This window comes from Streptomyces sp. AB3(2024) (assembly GCF_041862025.1).
Lineage (GTDB): Bacteria > Actinomycetota > Actinomycetes > Streptomycetales > Streptomycetaceae > Streptomyces.
In genome coordinates this window covers 1-21,317 of the sequence record NZ_JBGWAB010000114.1, presented here as the reverse complement: position 1 = coordinate 21,317, position 21,317 = coordinate 1, and the positions used below count along the sequence as shown (strand labels likewise).

The 21,317-nt window shown below is 74.2% G+C and carries 21 protein-coding genes and 1 pseudogene; 5 read left to right on the top strand and 17 right to left on the bottom strand.

Features of this window, described 5'->3' with window-relative positions; all coding sequences use genetic code 11:
- Nucleotides 1-10 precede the first annotated feature (10 nt).
- From ACEPPI_RS31780 to ACEPPI_RS31760, 5 genes are all read right to left on the bottom strand, one after another.
- A complete protein-coding gene (locus ACEPPI_RS31780; RefSeq protein ID WP_373918714.1) occupies nucleotides 11-772 on the bottom strand; it encodes a carbonic anhydrase in 762 nt (253 codons plus the stop codon).
- A 103-nt stretch (nucleotides 773-875) separates the two neighbouring features.
- The gene (locus ACEPPI_RS31775) at nucleotides 876-1,475 is read right to left on the bottom strand and encodes a HutD family protein (protein ID WP_373918713.1); all 600 of its coding nucleotides are present in this window, start codon (nucleotides 1,473-1,475) and stop codon (nucleotides 876-878) included.
- A 95-nt stretch (nucleotides 1,476-1,570) separates the two neighbouring features.
- Nucleotides 1,571-1,942 carry a peptidase inhibitor family I36 protein gene (locus ACEPPI_RS31770; protein ID WP_373918712.1) on the bottom strand — a complete coding sequence of 124 codons (372 nt, stop codon included), beginning with the start codon at nucleotides 1,940-1,942 and terminating at the stop codon, nucleotides 1,571-1,573.
- The gene (locus ACEPPI_RS31765; protein WP_373918711.1) at nucleotides 1,939-2,529 is read right to left on the bottom strand and encodes a hypothetical protein; all 591 of its coding nucleotides are present in this window, start codon (nucleotides 2,527-2,529) and stop codon (nucleotides 1,939-1,941) included. Before ACEPPI_RS31765 ends, ACEPPI_RS31770 begins: the two co-directional genes overlap by 4 nt.
- A gap of 159 nt (nucleotides 2,530-2,688) precedes the next feature.
- Complete coding sequence (locus ACEPPI_RS31760) at nucleotides 2,689-3,111, bottom strand: hypothetical protein (RefSeq protein WP_373918710.1); 423 nt, start codon at nucleotides 3,109-3,111, stop codon at nucleotides 2,689-2,691.
- Nucleotides 3,112-3,296: 185 nt separating this feature from the next.
- Here ACEPPI_RS31760 and ACEPPI_RS31755 point away from each other — a divergent pair, with 185 nt between their 5' ends.
- On the top strand, nucleotides 3,297-4,028 hold the full coding sequence (locus ACEPPI_RS31755; protein ID WP_373918709.1) for an SDR family oxidoreductase: 732 nt from the start codon (nucleotides 3,297-3,299) through the stop codon (nucleotides 4,026-4,028).
- A 57-nt stretch (nucleotides 4,029-4,085) separates the two neighbouring features.
- Here the strand turns inward: ACEPPI_RS31755 and ACEPPI_RS31750 are convergent, their stop codons facing one another.
- The 4 genes and pseudogenes from ACEPPI_RS31750 to ACEPPI_RS31735 form a co-directional block, all read right to left on the bottom strand.
- The gene (locus ACEPPI_RS31750) at nucleotides 4,086-5,843 is read right to left on the bottom strand and encodes a carbohydrate binding domain-containing protein (RefSeq protein WP_373918708.1); all 1,758 of its coding nucleotides are present in this window, start codon (nucleotides 5,841-5,843) and stop codon (nucleotides 4,086-4,088) included.
- A 121-nt stretch (nucleotides 5,844-5,964) separates the two neighbouring features.
- Complete coding sequence (locus ACEPPI_RS31745) at nucleotides 5,965-7,395, bottom strand: VWA domain-containing protein (RefSeq protein WP_373918707.1); 1,431 nt, start codon at nucleotides 7,393-7,395, stop codon at nucleotides 5,965-5,967.
- A 129-nt stretch (nucleotides 7,396-7,524) separates the two neighbouring features.
- Nucleotides 7,525-7,728 (bottom strand): cold-shock protein, encoded by a 204-nt coding sequence (locus ACEPPI_RS31740; RefSeq protein ID WP_030228921.1) that lies wholly within the window; start codon nucleotides 7,726-7,728, stop codon nucleotides 7,525-7,527.
- Between the two features lie 221 nt (nucleotides 7,729-7,949).
- Nucleotides 7,950-8,627 (bottom strand): annotated as a pseudogene (locus ACEPPI_RS31735) (NADPH-dependent F420 reductase); the annotation flags it as partial.
- A gap of 205 nt (nucleotides 8,628-8,832) precedes the next feature.
- On the opposite strand from ACEPPI_RS31735, the gene ACEPPI_RS31730 reads away from it, so the two are divergent.
- Nucleotides 8,833-9,294: a hypothetical protein gene (locus ACEPPI_RS31730; protein ID WP_373918705.1), complete on the top strand. Its 462-nt coding sequence runs from the start codon at nucleotides 8,833-8,835 to the stop codon at nucleotides 9,292-9,294.
- Nucleotides 9,295-9,369: 75 nt separating this feature from the next.
- On the opposite strand, the gene ACEPPI_RS31725 is transcribed toward ACEPPI_RS31730, so the two are convergent.
- Together ACEPPI_RS31725 and ACEPPI_RS31720 are read right to left on the bottom strand one after the other, a co-directional pair.
- The gene (locus tag ACEPPI_RS31725) at nucleotides 9,370-10,731 is read right to left on the bottom strand and encodes an FAD-dependent oxidoreductase (protein WP_373918704.1); all 1,362 of its coding nucleotides are present in this window, start codon (nucleotides 10,729-10,731) and stop codon (nucleotides 9,370-9,372) included.
- Between the two features lie 139 nt (nucleotides 10,732-10,870).
- Nucleotides 10,871-11,587 (bottom strand): MerR family transcriptional regulator, encoded by a 717-nt coding sequence (locus tag ACEPPI_RS31720; RefSeq protein WP_373918703.1) that lies wholly within the window; start codon nucleotides 11,585-11,587, stop codon nucleotides 10,871-10,873.
- 89 nt (nucleotides 11,588-11,676) lie between these two features.
- On the opposite strand from ACEPPI_RS31720, the gene ACEPPI_RS31715 reads away from it, so the two are divergent.
- Nucleotides 11,677-12,861, top strand: coding sequence for an erythromycin esterase family protein (locus ACEPPI_RS31715; RefSeq protein ID WP_373918701.1), 1,185 nt, complete (start codon nucleotides 11,677-11,679; stop codon nucleotides 12,859-12,861).
- Between the two features lie 14 nt (nucleotides 12,862-12,875).
- On the opposite strand, the gene ACEPPI_RS31710 is transcribed toward ACEPPI_RS31715, so the two are convergent.
- From ACEPPI_RS31710 to ACEPPI_RS31700, 3 genes are all read right to left on the bottom strand, one after another.
- Complete coding sequence (locus ACEPPI_RS31710) at nucleotides 12,876-13,409, bottom strand: GNAT family N-acetyltransferase (RefSeq protein WP_373918700.1); 534 nt, start codon at nucleotides 13,407-13,409, stop codon at nucleotides 12,876-12,878.
- 68 nt (nucleotides 13,410-13,477) lie between these two features.
- A complete protein-coding gene (locus tag ACEPPI_RS31705) occupies nucleotides 13,478-14,443 on the bottom strand; it encodes an isopenicillin N synthase family dioxygenase (RefSeq protein WP_373918699.1) in 966 nt (321 codons plus the stop codon).
- Nucleotides 14,444-14,509: 66 nt separating this feature from the next.
- Nucleotides 14,510-17,383, bottom strand: a complete 2,874-nt coding sequence (locus ACEPPI_RS31700) for a hypothetical protein (protein ID WP_373918698.1) — start codon at nucleotides 17,381-17,383, stop codon at nucleotides 14,510-14,512.
- A 257-nt stretch (nucleotides 17,384-17,640) separates the two neighbouring features.
- Here ACEPPI_RS31700 and ACEPPI_RS31695 point away from each other — a divergent pair, with 257 nt between their 5' ends.
- Both ACEPPI_RS31695 and ACEPPI_RS31690 read left to right on the top strand, forming a co-directional pair.
- A complete protein-coding gene (locus ACEPPI_RS31695) occupies nucleotides 17,641-18,615 on the top strand; it encodes a hypothetical protein (protein ID WP_373918697.1) in 975 nt (324 codons plus the stop codon).
- The gene (locus ACEPPI_RS31690) at nucleotides 18,608-19,021 is read left to right on the top strand and encodes a peptidase inhibitor family I36 protein (protein ID WP_373918696.1); all 414 of its coding nucleotides are present in this window, start codon (nucleotides 18,608-18,610) and stop codon (nucleotides 19,019-19,021) included. Before ACEPPI_RS31695 ends, ACEPPI_RS31690 begins: the two co-directional genes overlap by 8 nt.
- A gap of 67 nt (nucleotides 19,022-19,088) precedes the next feature.
- Here the strand turns inward: ACEPPI_RS31690 and ACEPPI_RS31685 are convergent, their stop codons facing one another.
- Genes ACEPPI_RS31685 through ACEPPI_RS31675 form a run of 3 tightly spaced genes read right to left on the bottom strand, consistent with a single transcriptional unit; the run spans nucleotide 19,089 to nucleotide 21,060 of the window.
- Nucleotides 19,089-20,153, bottom strand: a complete 1,065-nt coding sequence (locus ACEPPI_RS31685) for a GNAT family N-acetyltransferase (protein WP_373918695.1) — start codon at nucleotides 20,151-20,153, stop codon at nucleotides 19,089-19,091.
- Nucleotides 20,150-20,629, bottom strand: a complete 480-nt coding sequence (locus ACEPPI_RS31680) for a hypothetical protein (protein ID WP_373918694.1) — start codon at nucleotides 20,627-20,629, stop codon at nucleotides 20,150-20,152. The genes ACEPPI_RS31685 and ACEPPI_RS31680 overlap by 4 nt, the downstream gene beginning before the upstream one ends.
- A complete protein-coding gene (locus ACEPPI_RS31675; RefSeq protein WP_373918692.1) occupies nucleotides 20,626-21,060 on the bottom strand; it encodes a MarR family winged helix-turn-helix transcriptional regulator in 435 nt (144 codons plus the stop codon). Before ACEPPI_RS31675 ends, ACEPPI_RS31680 begins: the two co-directional genes overlap by 4 nt.
- Nucleotides 21,061-21,317 lie beyond the last annotated feature (257 nt).

Below are 21,317 nucleotides of genomic sequence, written 5' to 3'. Positions count from 1 at the left end.
GTGGTGTCCGTCAGGTGAGGGTGCGCACCCGCTGGTCGGTCAGTTCGTAGCGGGCGGCGGCCACGGCCAGTTTCCCGGCGGATATGGCGCGGGCCAGGTCGGGTTCGGCGGCGAGCCGGTCGCGGGTGCGGCGGGCATGGGCGTCGATGGTGGCGCTGACGCGGGCCTCGCCCTGCCGGCTCCGGTCGATCGCCGGGCGTATCTGGTCGGCCAGGTACTGGATGTGCGTGGGCAGCCGGTCGCCGGTCTCGTCGGCGTGGACCGCAGCGCCGACCGCCCCGCAGGACTGGTGTCCGAGGACGAGCACCAGGGGGATCGAGAGTTCCAGGACCCCGTAGGCGACGCTGCCGAGCACCGCCTCGTCGAGCACCTCGCCCGCCGAGCGGACGGTCAGCAGGTCGCCGAGCCCCTGGTCGAAGACGAGCTCCGGCGGGACGCGGGAGTCCACGCAGCCCAGCACGATGGCGAAGGGCTGCTGCCCCTTGGCCAGCCGGAGCCGGGTCGACGGGCACTCGTTCGGGTGCTCCTGACGGTACGTGCGCCAGCGCCGGTTGCCGGCCGCCAGCTCGCGCAGGGCCTGCTCCGGGGTGGCCGGCCCGGCTCCGGCCGGAGGGCCGGCGGGTGCGGCGGTGGCGGGGAAGGCGGAGCCGAGGGCGAGGACGGACCCGGCGGCCGCCGTCCCGGCCGCGGCGGTGCGCAGGAGGGTGCGCCGGCTGGTCGAACCGCCCTTCGCTTCAAGGACGTTGGAGGTCCCGGTCCGTGAAGTGCGCATGTTCGTAGACTGCTTGTTCGAAAACATGCGCGACGGTATCCCGCTTTACCTCTTCTTGACCAAGCCTTGGGGAGGGATTGGCGTGATCATGACCCCCGGCGACTCAAACCGTTCGCAGCGTGACCACGGCCGCGCGGCCCTCGGTGTGCAGCACCACGATGGCGGGACCCTGGAGCAAGACCGCGTCGTACGGGCCGAGTTCGACGGCCGGGCCGGGGTCCGGCGCCGGCGCCACCGGATCCAGCGTGGCCGGACCGTCGAGGGCGCAGACCAGCAGCGTCTCGCCGGGCAGCGCGGCCAGGGTCGGTTCGCCGCGCACGACGGCGGTCCGGGCCAGCGTGCTCGCGCGCCGGTACATCACGTTGAAGTTGACGACGGGACCGCCCAGCAGCCGGCACCCGGTCGGCCGGTCACCGGGGAATTGCCGCGGCGCGTAGCGCTCGTCGACGAGCCGGTGCTCGCCGCCGACGGTGAGGTCCATACCGGCCCCCTCGGCCAGCGTGAGCGTCCGGTCGACGCCGGGGAACTCCGAGAACGGGCCGTCGGCGTCCACTTCGGCGAGGCTGATCCGCCAGTCGAAGGCGGCCGTGCCCGCGCCTTCGGGCCGGGCGGCGATCTCGCGGGTGACTCCCCCGCCGTTCTTCCACGGCACGGCCGTGCGTACGGCGGCGCGCAGGATCCGGATGTCGGCGGGGCCGGGCATGCGGCTGTTCCTTCCCTCGGGTCCGTACCGTCCCACGGGACGATAGGGACCCGCGCGGCGGCCCCGAGCCTATCGGGGGGCCCACACCGAGACGGTCAGCAGCCCGTGGTCCAGGTGTGGGAGCCGCCCTGGTCGTTGGCGCCTGCGTTGTAGCCGACCTCCTGGCCGGGGGCCAGGCAGAGGGTGACCCGCCCCAGCAGTTCGCGGCCCTCGTACACCTTCACGTGGTCGGCCACGCCCGGCCCGGAGACGCCGTGGTTGGCCCAGGAGGAGTCCTGCTTGAACATGTCGCCCTCCCACCAGTGGTCGTCCCCGCTGTGTTCGATCTTGAGTCCGTCGAAGTCGGCGTTGGTCCAGACACAGAAGTAGCCGCTGCGGCAGTCCGCCGCCTCGGCGGCGGCCGAGGTGGCCAGGACCGCGCCGGTGGCGACGAGGACGGCGCCGAGGAGGGAGGTGAAGCGCTTCACGAGGGGGGATTTCCTTTCGGTGGAGGGTCGTCGAGCAGGGCGGTGGCTTCGGTGAGGGCGTGCGCGCGCAGCCGGCCCCAGTCGGCGATCTCGGCGCGGTGTGCGGCGCGGACCTGGGCGAGGGTGCGGTGGGTGTGCGCGGCTTCGGGCCGGAGGTTGTTGACGGTCACCGAGGCACGGAACCAGCCGGGCTGGTCCCCGTAGAGCCGCCGCTGGGCGGCGGCCAGGCAGCCGTCGGTGTGCGCGCGGACGACGTACCCGGTGGGGAGGGCGAGCGAGAGCTCGGCCGGGCCCGCGCCGAAGAGCGCGGCGGCGACCCGCCGGTCGTCCGTGCCCGGCGTCCGGCGCTCGCCGCTGCGGGGCGGCACCAGACCCTGGCGGACGAGGCAGTCGTCGGTGAGGCGCTGCGTGGCGGCCTTGATCACCTCGTCGGGCGCGGGCGCGGGGACGGTTCCGGGAGGCGGGGCACCGGTACAGCCGGCCAACAGCCCGACGGCCAGCACTCCGACCGTCAGCACTTCGACCGCCAGTGCCCCGGCTGCCGTCGGGCGGCTCCGGGGCGCCCGACGGCACAAGTCCTTGATCACAGACAAGGTGTCTAGCGGGGGACGGGCCGGGCGCGACAGGTCGGACGGCCCCGGCTCACCCGACCGGGTGAGGGGATTCACCTGCAGAAACGCCACTTCGGTTGCCGGAGCACATGTGGTGGGGGGGGGGGGGGGGGGGTGGGGCGGGGAGGAGAGCGGTCAGCTCACGGTCACGACGACCGTCGGGGAGACCGTCTTGTCGTCACCCATGACCCGCAGTTGCTCCTTGCCCTTGGTGTTGAGCTTGCCCGGCAGGGTGTAGCTGCTGCCGTTCTTGACCACGGTGTTCGCCTGCAGCGTCGTCCACTTGCCGTTGTTCAGGTGCTGGAGCACCAGCTTGCTGCCGACCTTGAGCCCCTTGGTGCGTCCGATGAAGACGACCTGGTCCCCTACCTTCACCACGGCCTTGTCGCCCTTGACGGTGATCGACTTGTTCGCGGCCGGACTCGCGCTCGACGAGGACGGCGGCGGCTTCGGACTGGCGGCGGCGAAGGCGTTCACGGCTCCGCCGGTCAGCAGTGCGGCGGACAACAGGCCTGCGGCGATGCTCCGGGCGCAACGGCTGCGCGGTATCGACTTCACGATGGCTCCCGTCTCGGGTGTGCCCCCCCTCGTGTGAACCTCTGCGAGGCTATCCACCCCCCGGAGGATCGGCGACCGGACGGGTGCGGACCGGGGGGAGGGCGAACGCGAGGTCGGAATACCGCCAGCACGGCACACCGGCACCGCCTTTCATTGAAACCGCAACCAATCACGAGGAGCGGCAGATGAACGGCAAGACGGTTCTGGTCACGGGCGGCAGCCGGGGCATCGGCGCGGCCACCGCGCTGCGCCTGGCCACGGCGGGCGCCGATGTGGCGATCACCTACACCGCCGACGAGGCGGCGGCGCGGAAGGTGGTCGACGGGATCCGGGCCCTGGGCCGCCGGGCCGTCGCGGCCCGTGCGGACGCGGGGGACGCGGGGGACGCGGCGGGCGCCGCGGACTGGGCGGCCGGAGCCCTGGGCGGGCTCGACGTACTCGTCAACAACGCGGGCGTCGGGGTCCTCGGCCCGCTGGAGGAACTCACCCTGGCCCAGGTCGACCGCGTCCTCGCGGTCAACGTCCGCGGGGCGTTCCTGACCGCGCAGGCCGCGGCCGAGCGGATGGGACCGGGAGGGCGGATCATCACCATCGGCACCTGCATGACCCAGCGCGTGCCGGGCCCCGGCGGAACCCTGTACGCGATGAGCAAGTCGGCGCTCACCGGCCTCACCAAGGCCCTCGCCCGCGAGCTCGGCGGACGCGGCATCACCGCGAACATCGTCCACCCGGGCCCGGTCGACACCGACATGAACCCGGCGGACGGCCCCTACGCGTCATCGCAGACGGCGCTGACCGCCCTCGGCCGGTTCGGCCGCCCCCAGGAGGTCGCGGACATGGTCGCGTTCCTGGCCGGGGACGGGGCCGCGTACGTCACGGGCGCCGAGTTCTCCGTGGACGGCGGGCACGCGGCATGAGGCGCGCCCCCGTCACCGCCGTCGGCAGAGCGGGGACGGGGGCGCGGGTCGGGGTGGTCAGCTCACGGCGAGGTCGTCGCCGTGGACGGCGCCCTGACCGTACCAGCCGTGCAGGTAGACGGTGACCGTGCCGGAGGCGCCGGTGGTGAAGGGCACCGTCAGCTTGGTCCAGGCGGCCGAGCTGGTCCACGTACTGGCGTTCGCGCCGCCCCGGACTCCGAGGTAGGCGTAGCTGCCCTGGACCCAGCCGCTGAGCGTGTAGGCGGTGTTCGGGGCGAGGGTGAGGGTCTGCGCGCATTCTCCGGTGCGGTCACCGGCGGGGGTGCCCTGGACGGCGTGAGCTCCCCCGTGCACGGGGGAGCTCACCACCGCGCCGCCTTCCTCGCAAGTCCACGGCGCGAGCGAACCGCTCTCGAAGCCGCCGTTGACGAGGGCGCCGCTGCCGCCGCCCGGCCCGGACACGGTGAGCGTGAACACGGCCGTACGGGTGAACGCGGTCCCGGTGCCGGTGACGGTGAGCCCGTACGTCCCGGGCGGGGCCGACGCCGAAGCGGCAACCGTGAGCAGGGCGGTGCCGCCCGCGGTGACGGAGCCGGGGGCAACGCCGGCCGTCACGCCGGGCGGGGCGCCGGCGACCGTCAGCGCGACGGGCTGCGCGGTGCCCGCCGTGACCCGGGTGGCGACGGTGGCGGTGGCGGTGCCGCCGGGGGCGACCGAGGCGGAGCCGGGCGTGGCGGAGAGCGCGAAGTCGTCGGCGACCGGTCCGGCGTCCCGGGTGAAGGGCGCGAAGGTGTGGGTGAAGTACCAGGGGTCCTGGGCGATGCCGGAGCAGGTGTCGGAGCCCCCGGTGCCGGGGCAGCCGCCGTTGTCGCGTTGGAGCGCCCAGAAGGAGAGGGTGTTGATGCCCTTGGCGACGGCCCAGTCGTAGACGGCGGTGGCGTCGGCGGTGGTGAAGGTCTCGGCGGGCCCGTAGTCGTCGATGCCGGGCATCTCCGTGACACCGACCATGCCCCACAGTTCGGCGGGCGTCTTGGCCGGGTACAGCGTGGCGAGCTGCCCGTACAGGCCGGTGGCGGCGCTCTGGGTGTCCGCCGCCATGTTGTGGCCGGCGCCGTCGTAGTAGTCGAAGGTCATCAGGTTGACGACGTCCACCCGGGCGCCGGCCGTCTTCGCGCTCTTGAGGACGGCCAGCCCGCTGCTCGCGAGTCCGCTCGTGGTGGTCGGGAGGGTGTAGGAGACCTGGAGGGGGCGGCCGCTCGCGCCGGCCCAGTCCTGCACCTTCTTGATGGCCTGGTTGCGGCGGTCGATCCCGGCCTTGTTGGTCAGGGAGTTGTCCTCGATGTCCATGTCCAGGCGGGTGACGTCGTAGGTGGTGATCACCTTCTGGTAGGCGGCGGCGATCGAGTCGACGCTGGTGCAGCTGTCCGCGATCTCGGTGCCGCCGTTGTCGGCCGCGTAGCCGCCGAAGGAGGGGATGACGTCGCCGCCGCGCGAGCGGAGGGTCGTGAAGTCGGCGCCGAAGACGGAGGAGGCGATGGGCTGGGCCGTCGAGCCGTTCCAGTACGGGGTGCAGGAGCCCTTGGCCTCGGTCTGGACGAAGGCCATGGTCAGATACTTGGCGCCGGACTTCTGCGCGAGGTCGGCGGGGCTGTCGGAGGAGTACGCCTCGAAGTAGGGCGCGAAGACGTGCGCGGGCAGTGGGGTCGGCGCGGCCTGCGCGGGGCCCGCGCCCGCCGCGACGAGGAGTCCGGCACAGGCGGCGAGGGTGGCGAACGCCGCCGTCAACGAGCGGACGGAACGCGAAGGGTGTCTCAACGAAGCTCCCGGTGGGGCGCGAGCGAACGGGCGGACGCCCCATGATTGGTCTGGACCAACCATGGGGTCAAGAGTCCGGACACCCCCGGATCCGTCCGATCGCCGTGCGGCGCAAGGGGGTTCAGCGCAGGATGCCCGCCCGCCGGGCCGCCCCCAGCCAGGAGGGGAACTCCGAGAGCAGCCGGTCGTAGAGCTCGGCGTCCGAGAGCCGGTCGATGTCGTCGACGGCGAAGAAGCCGACGTTGTCGACCCGGCGTCCCGGCATGGTGTCGAAGCGCTCCAGCACGCCGAAGCCGGCTCGGCCCAGACCCACGAACTGCCAGAAGACCGGCTCCTCCACGGCCTCGCGCAGTTCCCGCTCGATCTCGGCGTTGCGGTAGACACCGCCGTCGGAGAAGAACAGCACCAGGGTCGGTGCCGGAGCCGGGTGGGAGCGTACGTAGGCGCGCACCTCGGCGATCACCTTCTGTTCCTCGTTCTGGAAGCCGACCTCCCGCATGTCGATCTGGCCGGGGAGCAGGCCGCGGGGTGCCTTCTTGCGGCCGAAGAGGCTCATCTGGCCGACGCGGACGTGCAGTCGCAGCCACTCCGGGAGGTCACCGACGGCGAGGTCCGGCAGCCGGGCCGGGTTGGTCGCGAAGGTCCAGGCCTGCATCTCGCCGTCGTCGTCGAGCTGCGCCGCGACGGCCGCCATCCGTTCCACCACCGAGGCGACGGTGCCCCGGGAGTAGAGCGCGCTCATCGAACCGGAGGCGTCGAGGACGAGGATCACCCGCGCGGTCACGCCCGCGGCGCCGTTCTTGCTCAGGCTGACGGCGACCTGCTGCTTGCGCAGGGAGAGACGGCCGCGCATGTCCTCCGGGAGCCGCTCCTCCCCCTTGACCATCCGGACGGCGGGGTCGGGAGCGGGTACGGGGGCCGGTCCGGGCGCGGCGGCGGGCGGCCTCGGGGCGGCCACGACCGGAGCGACGGGCCGGGCGGGGGCGGGCGCGGGAGCCGGCGCGGAGGCGGGAGCGGGCACGGTCGCCGCCGCAGGCGCGTCGTCGACGGTGATCCCGAAGTCCGTCGCCAGTCCGGCGAGCCCGCTCGCGTAACCCTGCCCCACCGCCCGGAACTTCCAGATGCCGGCCCGCCGGTAGAGCTCACCGCTCACGAAGGCCGTCTCGGGCCCGGCGGTCATGTCGAAGCGGACGAGTTCGACCCCGGACCCCGCGTCGAGGAGCAGCAGGTGCAGTCCGGGGACCCGGCCGAAGGTGCCCCCGTCCGCGGAGGCGCAGAGCGCGACCCGTTCGACGCCCGGCTCCAGGGCCGCCAGGTTCACCTCCAGCGCGTCCGCGCCCGGCCGCTTGCCGAGGTGGCGAACGGCGCCGGAGGCGTGGACCGGCTGGTTGTAGAACACGAAGTCGCCGTCGGAACGGACCCGCCCGCCGCCCGCGAGCAGCAGGGCCGACGCGTCCACGTCCGGCACGCCCGGCCCCGGCCGCCAGCCGAGCACCACTCTTACGGAGGCCGCGGCGACCTGCAGGTTGGCGCCTTTGCTCAGTGTCGTCACGACGCACAGTCTGCCGGGTGGGCCGCCGCTCCCGGTAGGAGTACGGGACAACGGCGCGGGTCGTCCGGGTACGGGGCCGGGGCCCGCACCATCGGTGCGGACCCCGGCTCTCTCGGCTGCGCGTCGGCGTCAGGCGGGCACGATGTTCTCGGCCTGCGGGCCCTTCTGACCCTGCGTGACGTCGAAGTTCACCTTCTGGCCCTCCTGGAGCTCACGGAAGCCCTGGGTGGCGATGTTCGAGTAGTGGGCGAACACGTCGGCGCCGCCGCCGTCCTGCTCGATGAAGCCGAAACCCTTTTCCGCGTTGAACCACTTCACGGTGCCGGATGCCATATGGATTCTCCTTCGGGGCTGTACCCGGGGCCGCACTGTGCGACGCCGGCGTCGCCGTGTTGATTGACCCTGTCCGAAAGCATCCGGAAATTAAGAAGTGCACCCGTCGGACAATCCGACGGAAGCGCTTGAAATCTTTGGGAACCACACCTGCAACTGAACGGCACCGTAGCACAGAGAAACGGTTCCACCTCGAAGAGTTACTGCACTCGGGGTGGTCCTCAGCCCCGGAATTCCTCCGTCCGGACGGGCGAGGCCTCGGCCAGGGCGCGGGTGACCGCGTCCACCCCCGCGCGCAGTCCGTAGACGGGCGTGTCGGGCTGCTGGCGCCAGGAGTCGTCGATACCGCCGGCGTCGACGGTGTCGAAGCCGAGCTCGTCGACGAGGGCCCGGACGGTCTTCTTGGCGGCCTCGTCGTCGCCCGCCACCGGGATGGCGATGCGGTCCGGGTCGCCGGCCGGACGCGGCCGGTCCAGGATGTCGGCGGCGTAGGTGCCGTTGAAGGCCTTGATCACCGGGTGGCCGAGGTGGCGTTCGGTCCAGCGGCTCTCGGTCAGGCCCTCGTCCTCGATGGCGGCGATGCGGCCGTCACGGCGGCGCGGGTAGTAGTTGCCCGTGTCGATGACGACGAAGCCCTCGGCGGCCCCGTCGAAGAGTCCGGCGGGCAGGTCGGGGACGCTCTTGAGGGGAATGGTGACCACGACGACCTCCGCGCCCCGGGCCGCCTCCGCGACGGTGACGGCGGTGGCTCCGGTCTCCTCCACGAGGTCGGCCAGGGTCTGGGGGCCGCGCGAGTTCGCGACGGAGACCTGGTGTCCGAGGGCGGTGAGCCGGCGGGTGAGGTTGCCGCCGATGTTCCCGGCGCCGATGATGCCGATCTTCATGAGCTCTCCAGTGCGTAGGGAGTCGGATGTCGCGTCTGTCCGAACCCCCGGGAGGCCGTCGGCATTCCTCCGGACGGCGGGCCGATTTCCAGAATCCTCCGTTCGAGCTAATTCCGGCCATTTCCCTGACGGCGAGAACCGGTTGGCGGCGCGTCACGTCCTGGACGGCAGTGCCGGGGACCGTACCGGCACGCGGTCAGAACGGGAAAGGCATCCACCTGTGTTCACGTTCCCGAGCAAGCGCGCCACGTCCGTCGCCCTGGCGGCCACCGCCGGCGCGGCGGCGCTCTCCTTCGCCCTCGTCACCGGTACGTCCGCCACCGCCGCCCCGCCGCAGTCCGTGTCGGGCAGCCCGGAGGGCGCCTTCAGCCGGATCTCCGACTTCTACGGTTCCTACATCGACGCCGTGTACGACGGCGACGGCAGGACGGCCGACCAGCTGCGCTCCTTCTACCTCTCCCAGCCGCTGCGGCAGGAGCTGGAGCGGTGGGAGGAGACCAACCACGCGAATGGCGTGCTGCGCGCGCAGAACGTGCCCACGCAGTGGAAGGTGACGTCCACCGGCAGCGGGACGGGCAAGACCAACGCCACGGTCACCCTGACCTGGGGAGGCGGCGACACCACTCAGATCCACGTACAGGCCGACCTGAAGACGAAGAAGATCACCTCCATCACCGGCTGATCCGGGCACCCCGGGAGACCCCGTGGCCCGGACGCACGGGTGGGGCCCACCGTCCGGCGGGCCCCACCCGATCGTTCACGCGCCGCTGGCGTCGAGCATCTCCTCGCGCTCCACGATCTTCACGCGCTCGCGGCCCTGCGGCTCGCCCAGCGCCTTCTCGGCGGCGTCCAGCCTGTGCCAGCCCTCCCAGGTGGTGAAGCGGACCTGCCGCTCGCCGAGGAAGGCCTCGACCGCCTCCGGCTCGGGGGTGGCCGGCGTGAGCAGGCGGCCCCCGGCGTGGTCGGCGAGCAGGTTGGCGACGGTCTCGTTCGCGTCGCCCTTGGTGTGGCCGATCAGGCCGATCGGGCCGCGCCGGATCCATCCGGTCACGTACGTCGAGGCCAGGTGCGCGCCGTTCTCGATGACGCGGCCGCCCTCGTCGGGAACCGTGCCGGACTCCACGTCCCAGGGAAGCTTGGGCAGTTCGTCGGAGAGGTAGCCGACGGCCCGGTAGACGGACTGGACGTCCCAGGTGGTGAACTCGCCGGTGCCCTTGACGTTGCCCGTGCCGTCGAGCTCGGTGCGCTCGGTGCGCAGGCCGACGACCTTGCCGTCCTCACCGAGGATCTCGGCCGGGGACTCGAAGAAGTGCAGGTACAGCTTGTGGGGGCGGTCGCCGATGTCGCGGATCGCCCAGTTCTCCAGGGTCTTGGCGACCATGTCCGCCTGCTTGTTGGAGCGGCGGGTGGTGATCGAGCCCTCGTCGTAGTCGATGTCCTCGGGGTTGACGATGACCTCGATGTTGGGCGAGTGGTCGAGCTCGCGCAGCTCCATCGGGCTGAACTTGGCCTGCGCCGGGCCGCGGCGGCCGAAGACGTGGACCTCCAGGGCCTTGTTGGCCTTCAGGCCGTCGTGGACGTTCGCCGGGATCTCGGTCGGCAGCAGCTCGTCCGCCGTCTTCGCGAGGATGCGGGCCACGTCGAGGGCGACGTTGCCGACGCCGAGCACGGCGACCTTCTCCGCCTCCAGCGGCCAGGTGCGCGGCACGTCGGGGTGGCCGTCGTACCAGGAGACGAAGTCGGCGGCGCCGTAGGAGCCGTCGAGCTCGACGCCCGGGATGCTGAGCGCACGGTCCGCGGTGGCGCCCGTGGAGAAGATCACCGCGTCGTAGAACGCGTGCAGCTCGTCGAGGGAGATGTCGTTGGGGTAGTCGACGTTCCCGAACAGGCGGACCTGGGGCTTGTCGAGCACCTGGTGCAGGGCGGTGATGATGCCCTTGATGCGGGGGTGGTCGGGGGCGACCCCGTACCGGATCAGACCGAACGGGGCGGGCATCCGCTCGAAGATGTCGATGGACACACCGGGAGCGGCGGCCGCCTCGGACTTCAGCAGCGCGTCGGCCGCGTAGATACCGGCGGGGCCGGCACCGACGATTGCTACCCGCAGAGGGCGAGGCATGACTTGGGTTCCCTTCGACCGACAATCTGACTGATCAGGAGAACCCTAAACTAAGGCGACCCTTACCCGGCACCCGCCCCCTGGTTATGACCCCATAACCAGGCCTTATGGCCTACCAAAGCCTGACTTTTGGCTGACGTTACGGGGTCCGTCGGTAGGTGTCGAGGGCGGCCGCGCCCGCCAGCATCGCCAGTCCCCGCGCCGTCAGCCGGTCGCGCCACTCCCGCAGCGTCGCGCTCAGCGGCCCGGTTCCGCCCGCCGCCCGGACCCGCTCCAGCACCCGCGCGATCCGCTCCAGGCCGTATCCGCCCCGCCGCAGCTGGTGGGCCAGCAGCGCGTCGCGCACGTCGGCGGGGGTGTAGACGCGGTAGCCGGTGCGCGGATCCCGCCGGGGCACGACCAGCCCGGTCCGCTCCCAGGTGCGCAGCGTCGCCGGGCGGATGCCGAGCCGGTGCGCCAAGGGCCCGATGAACGTCATGCCCTCCGCCGGCTCGGGCCCGGGCTCCGGCTCGCGCCGCGGCCCTCCCCGTGGCGTCGGGCCGCGCAGCGCCTCCTCCACCTCTTCCAGCGTGCGCCGGTCGTCGGCCAGTTCCGCGTGGCTCCCGTCGATCAGCCGCAGCGCCTCCTCGACCTCGCCCCCGTTCACGGCCCGCATGATCGCCCCCGCCGTCGCGTGACCGTGGGCGGGGATCAGCGCCAGGAAGGTCCGCAGCGCCGCCGCGTGGCGCGGGGCGTAGCGGCGGTACCCGCTGGGCGAGCGCCCGGCCGGCGGCAGGATCCCCGCCTCCTCGTAGTTGCGCACCGCCTGCGTGGACAGGCCGTGCTCGCGCGCCAGGTCGATGGGCCGCAACCACATTTTGAAGGTTCGTCCTCGCTGTCGGGCCGTTTCACGGGGCAATGAGCCGCCGAAGTTTACACCGGGGCTTCAACGATACGGTTGAAGTCATGACGGCAACGATCCGGGACGCCGCCCGTCCCTTCACCGGTGGCGCCCTCACCGCCCTCCTGTCCCCCGCCCCCCGCCTGCTCGGGCTCGGCGAACCCACCCACGGCGTCGAGGCCTTCCCCGAACTGCGCAACGAGCTCTTCCGCCACCTCGTGGAACACGAGGGCTACCGCTCGATCGCCCTTGAGAGCGACTGCCTGGCGGCCCTGGTCGCCGACGCGTACGTCGGCGCCGGCACCGGGACCCTCGACGGGGCGACGGCCCGCGGCTTCAGCCACGGCTTCGGCGCCTCGCCCGCCAACCGCGAGCTGCTGCGCTGGATGCGCGCGTACAACGAGGGGCGTCCCGCCCACGAGCGGCTCCGCTTCTACGGCTGCGACGCGCCCCTGGAGATGACCGGCGCCGCCTCCCCCCGCCAGGCCCTGACGGAGGTCCGCGAGTACCTCGTCGCCCGTCTCGACCTGCCCTGGAGCGGCGCGGACCTCGACGCGCTGCTCGGCCCCGACGAGCGCTGGACGAATCCGGCCGCCCTGATGGATCCGGCCCGGTCCGTCGGCCGTACCCCCGAGGCCGGGCGGCTGCGGCTGATCGCCGACGACCTGGGAGTACTGCTCGACGCGCACGCCCCCGACCTGACGGAGGCCACCTCCCCCGACGCGTTCTGGCGGGCGGCACTGCACGCACGGACCGCCACCGGACTGCTGCGCTACCACGCCGGCCTGGCCGACGCGGCGCCCGGCCGGCTGGGCGCGCTCGTGTCCCTGCGCGACCTGCTGATGGCCGACCACCTCGACGCGATCGTGCGCCGCGAGGCCCGCCGCGGCCCCACCCTCGTCTTCGCCCACAACGGCCACCTCCAGCGCGACCCGAGCCGGATGGAGTTCACCGGCCTGCCGCTGCGCTGGTGGAGCGCGGGCGCCCTGGTCTCCGCCCGCCTCGGCGACCGGTACGCCTTCGCCGCCACCTCCTTCGGCAGCCGCGGCGCCGACGTACCCGGCCCGGACACCCTCGAAGGGCTCCTGTCGGCCCTCCCGTACGACCGCAGCGTCATCGATCCCGGCCGGCTCGCCGCGGCCCTGGACCGGACGCCGCCGCCCCGCGTCCCCGCCGACCACACCTACGCAGCCCTCGATCCGGCCGCCACCGGCCGGGCGGACGCCCTCGTCTTCGTCAGGGAGGTCTGAGGGCGGGGCAGGCGTCAGGCCTCGTACTCGGTGAGGTCGATGCTGTGGAGGACGAGGAGGGCTCCGGACTCCGGGTCGGTCGCGTTGCCGTCCTGCTTCATGCCGAGCTTGCGGACCACGTTCTCGGATTCCTCGTTGCCCGGCCGGTTGACGGCGACGACGCGGTCCAGGCCGCGGTCCTGGAGGGCGAACTCCAGGGTGGCGTGCGCGGCTTCGGAGGCGTAGCCCTGGCCCCAGAACGGCCGGCCCAGCCGCCAGCAGATCCCCACGGCGTGCTCGACCTCGGCGGGACCCTCGGGGACGGTCAGGCCCACGGCGCCGATCAGCTCGCCGGAGGCGAGGAGTTCGACGGCGAAGACGCCGAAGCCCTCGTCGTCCCATTCCTCCTCCCAGCGCTCGATGGCCTCGGCGGTCTCGTCCAGGTCGAGGACGGATCCGTCGTCGATCCAGCGCATCACCTCCGGGTCGGCGTGGATCTCCGACAGGGGGACGAGGTCGTCGTCGCTCCAGCGGCGCAGGATGAGGCGGGGGGTTCGAATCTCGGTCATGCCCTCATCCTGCCGAACGCGGCCGACCAGGGGTAATCGGGTCCACTCCCGCCGTCGGACGGCCGGTCTCAGGAGACGGTGATCGCGTCCAGCTTGGCCCGCAGGTAGGTGTGCGAGTCGACCGGCTCGTGCACCACCCGCCCCAGCGGGGCGGGCAGGGACTCGACCCGGGTGTGCGGGTCGCACTCGTAGAAGTAGACGAGGGAGAGCAGTTCCTCGGCCGGGGCGTGCGCGGGCGGCGGGAGGACCCGGTGGCGGCCCGCCCGCCAGCGGTCGCCGGTCCAGCGGGCCAGCAGGTCGCCGATGTTGACGGTGAGCGCGGCCGGGTCGTACGGGGCGTCCTGCCAGCCCCCGTCGTCGGTGTGGATCTGGAGCCCGCCGGCGCCCGGCTCCCGGTCCAGGACCGTCACCGTGCCGAAGTCGGTGTGCGGGCCGATGCGGAACTGGCCGGGCAGGGGCCGGCCGACGGTGGCGGCGCCCGGGTACCAGTTGACGTTGAACCCCCAGGTGGGGTGGCCCGTGTACCGGGTGAAGTGGTCCTCGGGCAGGGTCAGGGCCACCGCGAGGAGCTCCAGCAGCTCGTCGGACAGGGCCCGCATCGCCGCGAGGTACGCGGTCACCAAGGGTCGCAGTTCCGGTACCTCGGCGGGCCAGGCGTTGGGCCGGAACCACTCGGCGTCCACCGAGGGCACGCCGGTGGGGTCCTCCGCCGCCCAGGACCAGGATTCCTTCAGGTCGGGCGGGGAGGCCGTTCCCTCGGCGTAGCTGTTGGCCTCGGCGCCGGGGCCGAGCCAGCCGCGGCCGCCGACGCTGACGGCGTAGGGCCGCTTAGCCCCCGGCGGCAGCCGGAAGAAGGAGCGGGCCGCTTCCCGGATCCGGGCGGGCAGCGCCGGGTCCACGCCGTGGCCGGTGACCAGCAGGAAGCCGGCGGCCTGGAGGGCCTCGTCGACGCGGGCGGCGGTCCGGGCGCGCGCGGCGGGGTCGCCGGACCGCCACGGTCCGAGGTCGATGACGGGTACCTGGGAGCTCACCATGCGGGACTGCCTTCCGGAAGTGGGGAACCGCCGGCCGGTCGGCCCGGCGGGCGGGGGGGGTGGGGCTCAGGGGCGTTCGAGGCCGCTGCACGGCGGCGCGTAGTCCAGGTAGGGCATGTACGAGGACCACTGCGCGCGCGTGATCCGGGGCCCGGTGCGCGCGCAGGCCCCCGCGAGGGCCCGGTCCAGGTCGGTGTCGGCCAGCCTCAGGGTGGTGTCGAAGCCCCCGGAGGCCAGGGCGGTGCCGTCGGGGCTGAAGGCGACCGAGCCGACTGCGGTGGTGTGGCCGGTCAGGACCGCCAGCGCGGCGGGGCGGCCGCTGCGGGGCAGGCTCCACAGCCGGACGGTGCGGTCGTCGCTCGCCGTGGCCAGGCTGCGGCCGTCGGGGCTGAAGGCCACCGCGCCGACCACGTCGGTGTGCCCTGTGAGGGCGGCGAGCGGGGCGGGGGCGCGCGGGTCGGAGACGTCCCACAGCCGGACCGGGGCGCGGCCGCCGGACGCGGTGGCGAGGGTGTGGCCGTCGGGGGCGAAGGCGACGGAGAACACGGCGGTGTCGTGGCCGGTGACGACGGCAAGCCCGGCGGGCCGGGTCCGGTCGGTGACGTCCGTCAGGCGCACGGTCGTGTCCTCCCCGGCGGTGGCCAGGACGTGCCCGTCCGGGCTGAACGCGACCGCGCGCACGGTGTCGCGGTGGCCGGTGAGCAGCGCGGTCCGCGAGGGCGTGCGCCGGGCGGGATCGGACACGTCCCACAGCCGTACGCCGCCGCCCGCCCCGGCGGTGGCCAGCGCCCGGCCGTCGGGGGCGAAGGCGAGGGCGCGTACGTCACCGCCGTCGGCGGGCAGTTCGGCCGCCACCGCCGGGCGGGCGGGGTCGGCCACGTCCCACAGCCACACGGTGCCGTCGGCGCAGGCGGTGGCCAGGAGGCGGCCGTCCGGCCGGTAGGCCACGGCGCGCAGGTCGTCGTCGTGTCCGGCGAGGGTGGCCACCAGCACGGGCCGGTCGGTGCCGCGGGTGCGCCACAGCCGGGCGGTGTGGTCCCCGCTGGCGGTGGCGAGCTGGCGCCCGTCGGGACGGTAGGCGAGGGCGACGACCTCCTTGTCGTGCGCGGGCAGCGAGGTCATCAGGGTGGACAGGAGGCTGTCGCGGGTCCGGGCGGTGGGCGAGAGGCGGTGGGCGGTCAGGCTCAGCTGGACGGCGAGGCCCGCCTCGGTGGCGGCGACGTCGGTGGCGGTGTCGGCGAGGTTCTGCGCGACGGCGTCGTTGCGCTGGCGGGTGACCTCCCCCTCGGCCCGTACGGCGTTGCCGGTGGCGACGGCGGCCACCACGACGAGCACGGCGAGCGCGCCGACCAGGCAGCGCAGCCTGCGGGTGCGGCGGCGGGCTGCGTGGCCCGCGGCGGCCTCGGCGGCGGTGCTGGCGTCGAGGAACTCCCGTTCCCCGGCGGAGAGTCCGAGGGCGGGCGGGGCGAGGGTCTCGTGGGCCAGGGCGAGCCGGGTGCCGCGCAGCAGCGCGCCGGGGTCGCGTCCGACGCCCTCCCAGGCCCGTACGGCCTCGGCGACCTGGCGGTGGCGGCGCAGCCGTTCGCGGTCGTCGCCGATCCAGCCGCGCAGCCGGGGCCAGGCCCGGATCAGGGCCTCGTGGGTGAGCTCGACCACTCCCTGGTCCAGGGTCAACAGGCGCAGTGCGGCGGCGCGGGCGAGGACGGTCCGGGTGTCAGCGTCCTGGCCGAGTTCCTCGCGCGCGACGGGCCGTTTGGTGTCCTCCGTGCCCTCGCCGAGGGCGATGAGGTGGACGAACACCTGTCGGGCGAGGGTCTGCTGGTGGGCGGAGAGGGAAGCGTGGAGGGCTTCGGCGGACTGGGCGAGGGCCCCTTCGAAGCCGCCCGCGGCGTGGAAGCCGTCCAGGGTGAGGGTCGCGCCGCGGCGCCGCCGCCAGGTCTCCAGCAGGGCGTGCGAGAGCAGGGGCAGTACGCCTACCTGGCCGTGGGCGTGCGCGACGAGGGTGGCCTGGAGGCTGCCCTCGACGGTCAGGCCGGCCCGCCGGGCGGGTTCGACCACGGCGCGTCGCAGTTCGGCGGCGCTCATCGGGCCGACCACGATCTGGGCCTCGTGGAGCACCTCGACGAGTTCGGGGTGGCGGGTGCAGTGCGCGTAGAAGTCGGCGCGCACGCCGAGGACCACGCGGCAGCCCGAGCCGGGGCGCCGGGCGGCCCCGACGAGCGCGGAGACGAACCGGGTGCGTTCGTCGGCGTCGGAGCAGACGGTGAAGACCTCCTCGAACTGGTCGACGATCAGCACCCGTTCGGCCGCGTCGGGCTCCTCGTGGCCGTCGAGGGCCCGCCGGGCCCGGTCGAGGGGGTGGGGTCCGGGGGTGAACACGCTGACGGTGGGGGCGGGGGCGTCGGCGCGCAGCCGGGGCAGCAGTCCGGCGTGCAGGAGGGAGGACTTGCCGGCTCCGGACGCGCCGACGAGGGCCACGACGCGGTGGCGGGTCAGGGCGGTGAAGAGGTCCCCGACGAGGCGTTCGCGGCCGAAGAACAGCCCTGCGTCCTCGGCGCGGAACGCGGCGAGTCCGACGTACGGGAGCCCGTCCGGGCCGCCCTCCCGCGCGGGCCCGCTCGCCCCGGCGGCCTCCGCCGCGTCCCCGGATCCGGCGGGCGCGGCGGATCCGACGGCGAGTTCCACGGCGACGGCGTGCCAGCGGCGCTCCCACTCCCCCGGGTCGCCGCCGCAGGCGCGCACGTAGGACAGGGTCACGTCCAGGCTGGGCAGCCGGCGGCCGGCGGCGGCCCCGGAGAGGGTGGCCACCGAGTAGTGGGCGCGGGCGGACAGGTCGCGGTACGGCGGGGATCCGGCCTCGTGGCGCAGGCGGCGCAGGGCGGTGGCGAACTCCAGCAGAGGCCCGTCCCCGCCGTCCAGCGGACGTTCCTTGCGTGCCATGCGCCGCTCCTTCCACCCCGGCCCCTTTTCTGCGGTCCGGGGTGGATTGTTCAGCAATTGTTTGTTCGCTGCCAGGGCCCCGACGGCGAACAACGGAGGGCGGCTACACCTGGGTCCGGACGGCGGCGGCCGGAATGCGGACGCGTCGGCACCCGGACGGGTGGCCCGCCGGGGCACGGGGGTGACCCGGACGGGTGCCACGGCGGGGACGGCGGACGGCAAGGCCGTGGAACGCACCGGAGAGGAGGACCGGACGGATGGGGCGAGCACGAGGGGGCCCGGTGGCCGCCCTGGCCGCGGCGGTGGCACTGGCGGTACTCACGGGCTGCGGGGCGGGCGGAGGGCCCGCGCGGCCGGCTCCGGGCCCGGCCCCCGGGCCGCGCTCCGCGGCGGCGGCCCCGGAGCCGGACGCCGGTGCGTCCCGGCTGCTGGCGCGGGCCGAGCAGGTCCTGATCAGCCGCTGCATGGCGGAACGCGGGTTCGCGTACGCCGTCACCGAACCCCCGGCGCCGGAGCGGCGCTCCTTCCCGTACGGGGTGGACGACGTGGAGTGGGCCCGGGCCAACGGCTACGGCGGCCGGGCCGCCCGCGAGGACGAGCGGGCCCGGGCGGCCGATCCCAACCAGCGCTGGTTCCACCGGCTGTCGGCGCGCGAGCGGGCGGCCGCCCGTACCGCGCTGATGGGCGCCTCGCCGGTGGGGCTCTCCGCCAGGACCCCCACCGGCATGACCCTCACGGCGAGCACGCAGGGGTGCCTCGCGCAGGCGCAGCGCGCGCTCTACGGGGATCTGGCCGCCTGGTTCCGCGTCAAGGTCGTCACGATGAACCTCCGCCCCGCGCAGGAGGAACGGGTCCGCCGGGACCCGCGGTACGCGGAGGCGGTCGGGCAGTGGGCGGCTTGCATGCGGGCGGCCGGCCGGCCGTACGACTCCCCCGACGCCTCCCGGAGCGCGGCGGCCGCCCTGGCCGGTGACCTACCGGCGGAGCGGGCCGACGCGGCCGAGACCGCCCTGGCGGTCACCGAGGCCACCTGTGCGACCGGCACCCCGCTGAGCCGGGTCTCCAGAGCTCTGGACCACACCTACGGCGACGAAGTCCGCGCGCTCCACCGGGACGAGATCGACCTCAGGCGAAGGCTCCAGAACGACGCGCTCCCCAGGGCGGAGCGCGTCGTGTCACCACCCGACCGAAGCACCGATGCCACGACACGATCCGGAGGATCCCATGCGTAAGTTCCGTACGACCATGCTGGCCTGCGCGCTCGCCCTTCCGCTGCTCGCGCTCCCCACGACCCTCACCACCGCCTCGGCGGCCCCGTCCGACGCCTCCGGCGTGGCGGCCGACGGCAACTACTGGGTCTGGGCGGACACCAACCGGGGCGGCCCGGCCTGCGGCTGGAGCGGCAACGACTCCGACTGGCGCACCTGTGGCGCCGGGAACAACTACGACATGAACGACCGGGCCTCGTCCTGGTGGAACAACGGCTACGCGGGCTCGCTCGGCGACGTCCGGGTCTACGAGAACATCGGCTACGGCGGCGCCTCCACCTGCGCGCCCAACGGCTCCTCGGGCAACATCCCGTGGGAGTGGAACGACCGGATCTCCTCGCACAAGTGGGTCACGAACTGCGGGTTCTGATCCGCTGTCGGAAGACCATCGCGAACGGCCTCCCGGGACCCGAACCCGGGAGGCCTCCCGCGTTCCGTCAGCGTCCGGCCGCGCGCAGGACGTACCGGCCTGCTCCCCGGTGCTCGAACCCGGCCCGGCGGAGCACGGCCCGGGAGGGCTCGTCCGCCCGGTCGACGGTGGCGCGCAGCTCGTGGGCGCCGGGCTGGGTGAAGGCCCAGCGGGCCAGGGCGCGCAGGGCCTCGGTGGCGTGTCCGCGGCCGCGGGCGGAGGGGACCAGGTCACAGCCGGTCTCGGCGCGGCCGGCGGCGTCGGGGGCGGCGTGGAAGCCGATGCCGCCGATCGCGCGGTGATCGCGGGAGCGCACGATGGCGTACGGGCCCCAGCCCGGCCGGTACGCGCCCCGGTCCCGGGCCCGGAGCACCAGCGCGGCGGCGGCGCGCGTCGCTTCGGGGGGTCCGTCGGCCGTCCAGGTGAAGCCGCCGGTGCCGCCGTCGGCCAGGTCCCGTGCGAGCGACGGGGAGATCTCGCAGAGCACGACGCCGGTGCCCACGACCGGGTCCCCGTACCAGCGCCAGGTCCGCTGCCGGGGCATACCCGGGAAGCCGGCCCGGCCGGTGGCCGCCAGCAGGGTCTCCCAGGGGGCGTCCGGCCGGGAGCGCGGCACGTGCGGGAAGAGCCGGTCCAGGACCCGGGCCGCGGCCGGGTCCTCGCCGCGCCAGTGGGTGACGCCGAGTCCGTGGAGGATGTCGTGGGTGTGGAGCAGCAGTTCGGCGGCTCCCATCGCGGCGAAGCCGGCGGGGCCCGCGGAGCCGGCCGGATGCCAGGCCCGGTCGTCGGGGCGGGCGGCCCGGACGGCGGCGGCCAGCAGCAGCCCGCTCGCCCCGACGAGGTCGACCAGGGCGCCGGGCGGGGTGCCGGGGGCGGCGCCGACCGCGAGGGGGAGGTAGGAGCCGGTGACCCGGCCCGCGAGCTGCGCGGCGAATCCGGTCAGGTCCCCGGCCAGGTGGACGGCCGTCTCCCGGCAGCTCCACTCCAGTCCCGCCGCCGGGGCGGACCAGTCCAGGTGCGCGACGGCGCGCAGCGCCCGGACGCCGGCGGACACGGCGGCGCCCAGTCCGCCCGCGGGGTCCTCCCCCGTCACGCCTCCTGCCTCGCCGCGGTGGCGTCGCCGGCCGTGTCCGGGTGCGGGCCGGTGTCCTGTCGGGGGAAGGGGGCGAGGTCCGGTTCGACCCAGCCGGCGCGTGCCCGCGGGGAGTCGAGCGTTCCCGGACGGTAGAAGCGGGTCGGCAGTTCCTTGTCGAGCAGGTGGGGGTGGCGGTCGGCGAAACGGGCGAAGTCGTCCGCGTCCGGTTCGGCCGCGTGGTGGCCCACCAGCTCCACCCAGGCGCGGGTGAGGGTGGCGTGGAACTTCTCGGGCACGCCCGCGCGGACCGTGATGCCGCGGATGCCGTCGCCGATCAGGTCGACCGCGGCGGGGACGCCGAGCCGGCGCACGGCCAGCCAGGTCAGGTGGACGTGCTCGCGATGGCCGAAGCGGCCGGTGGCCTCCTTCACCTCGGCGAACAGCGACGCGAAGTCGGTGGTGGGGGCGGGCGGGACGGGCGTGGGGGTGGTCATGAGGACACCTCGGTGAGAGCGTTCAGGGCGTTGCGCAGGGCGACGAGCGCTTCGTCGGGGAGGCCGGCGAGGGCCCGGCGCTCCAGGCCGGTGACGGCCTGCCGGATCGTGGCGGCGGCGCGCTGTCCGGAGGGGGTGAGTTCGACGAGGACCGCGCGGCGGTCTCCCGGGCGGGTGCCCCGGGTGATGTGGCCGCGGCGTTCCAGGCGGTCGAGCACGCTGGTCAGCGTGGTGGGGCGGGTGCCCGCGGCCGCGCCGAGCTCGGACACGGTACGGGCGCGGCCGTCGGCCAGGTTGGCCAGCGCGTTGATCTCGGAGGGGGTCAGGTCGAGGTCGGCCAGCTCCGCGGCGAGCACCTGGAGGGTGGCGTGGGTGGCCCGCTGGAGCGCGAGGAGCGCGGACCAGTCGGACGGCACAGATTCGGACTTCACGATTCCGGACTATACGATTTCGTAGCAACCGGCGCCGGCCGAGCGTCCCCGGACCCGCCGGATGGGTGCCGCCGGACCGGATGGGCTCAGTCTGGGAGCTCCACACCGCACCGGGAGCAGTAGCGGGCATCGGATTCGGTGGCGAGGCGCCCGCACTCGGGACAGACCCGGTGCAGCAGGCAGGCGGCCTCGCCGCCTTCGGAGCGGAGCCCGGTGGCCGGGGGCGCGGGGGGCGCAGATCGGAAGAGCACACGACT

Coding starts and splice junctions, on each gene's coding strand:
- ACEPPI_RS31780 (WP_373918714.1), bottom strand. CDS start 772: ATGCGCACTTCACGGACCGGGACCTCCAACGTCCTTGAAGCGAAGGGC.
- ACEPPI_RS31775 (WP_373918713.1), bottom strand. CDS start 1,475: ATGCCCGGCCCCGCCGACATCCGGATCCTGCGCGCCGCCGTACGCACG.
- ACEPPI_RS31755 (WP_373918709.1), top strand. CDS start 3,297: ATGAACGGCAAGACGGTTCTGGTCACGGGCGGCAGCCGGGGCATCGGC.
- ACEPPI_RS31740 (WP_030228921.1), bottom strand. CDS start 7,728: ATGGCATCCGGCACCGTGAAGTGGTTCAACGCGGAAAAGGGTTTCGGC.
- ACEPPI_RS31725 (WP_373918704.1), bottom strand. CDS start 10,731: ATGCCTCGCCCTCTGCGGGTAGCAATCGTCGGTGCCGGCCCCGCCGGT.
- ACEPPI_RS31720 (WP_373918703.1), bottom strand. CDS start 11,587: ATGTGGTTGCGGCCCATCGACCTGGCGCGCGAGCACGGCCTGTCCACG.
- ACEPPI_RS31715 (WP_373918701.1), top strand. CDS start 11,677: ATGACGGCAACGATCCGGGACGCCGCCCGTCCCTTCACCGGTGGCGCC.
- ACEPPI_RS31710 (WP_373918700.1), bottom strand. CDS start 13,409: ATGACCGAGATTCGAACCCCCCGCCTCATCCTGCGCCGCTGGAGCGAC.
- ACEPPI_RS31705 (WP_373918699.1), bottom strand. CDS start 14,443: ATGGTGAGCTCCCAGGTACCCGTCATCGACCTCGGACCGTGGCGGTCC.
- ACEPPI_RS31700 (WP_373918698.1), bottom strand. CDS start 17,383: ATGGCACGCAAGGAACGTCCGCTGGACGGCGGGGACGGGCCTCTGCTG.
- ACEPPI_RS31695 (WP_373918697.1), top strand. CDS start 17,641: ATGGGGCGAGCACGAGGGGGCCCGGTGGCCGCCCTGGCCGCGGCGGTG.
- ACEPPI_RS31690 (WP_373918696.1), top strand. CDS start 18,608: ATGCGTAAGTTCCGTACGACCATGCTGGCCTGCGCGCTCGCCCTTCCG.
- ACEPPI_RS31680 (WP_373918694.1), bottom strand. CDS start 20,629: ATGACCACCCCCACGCCCGTCCCGCCCGCCCCCACCACCGACTTCGCG.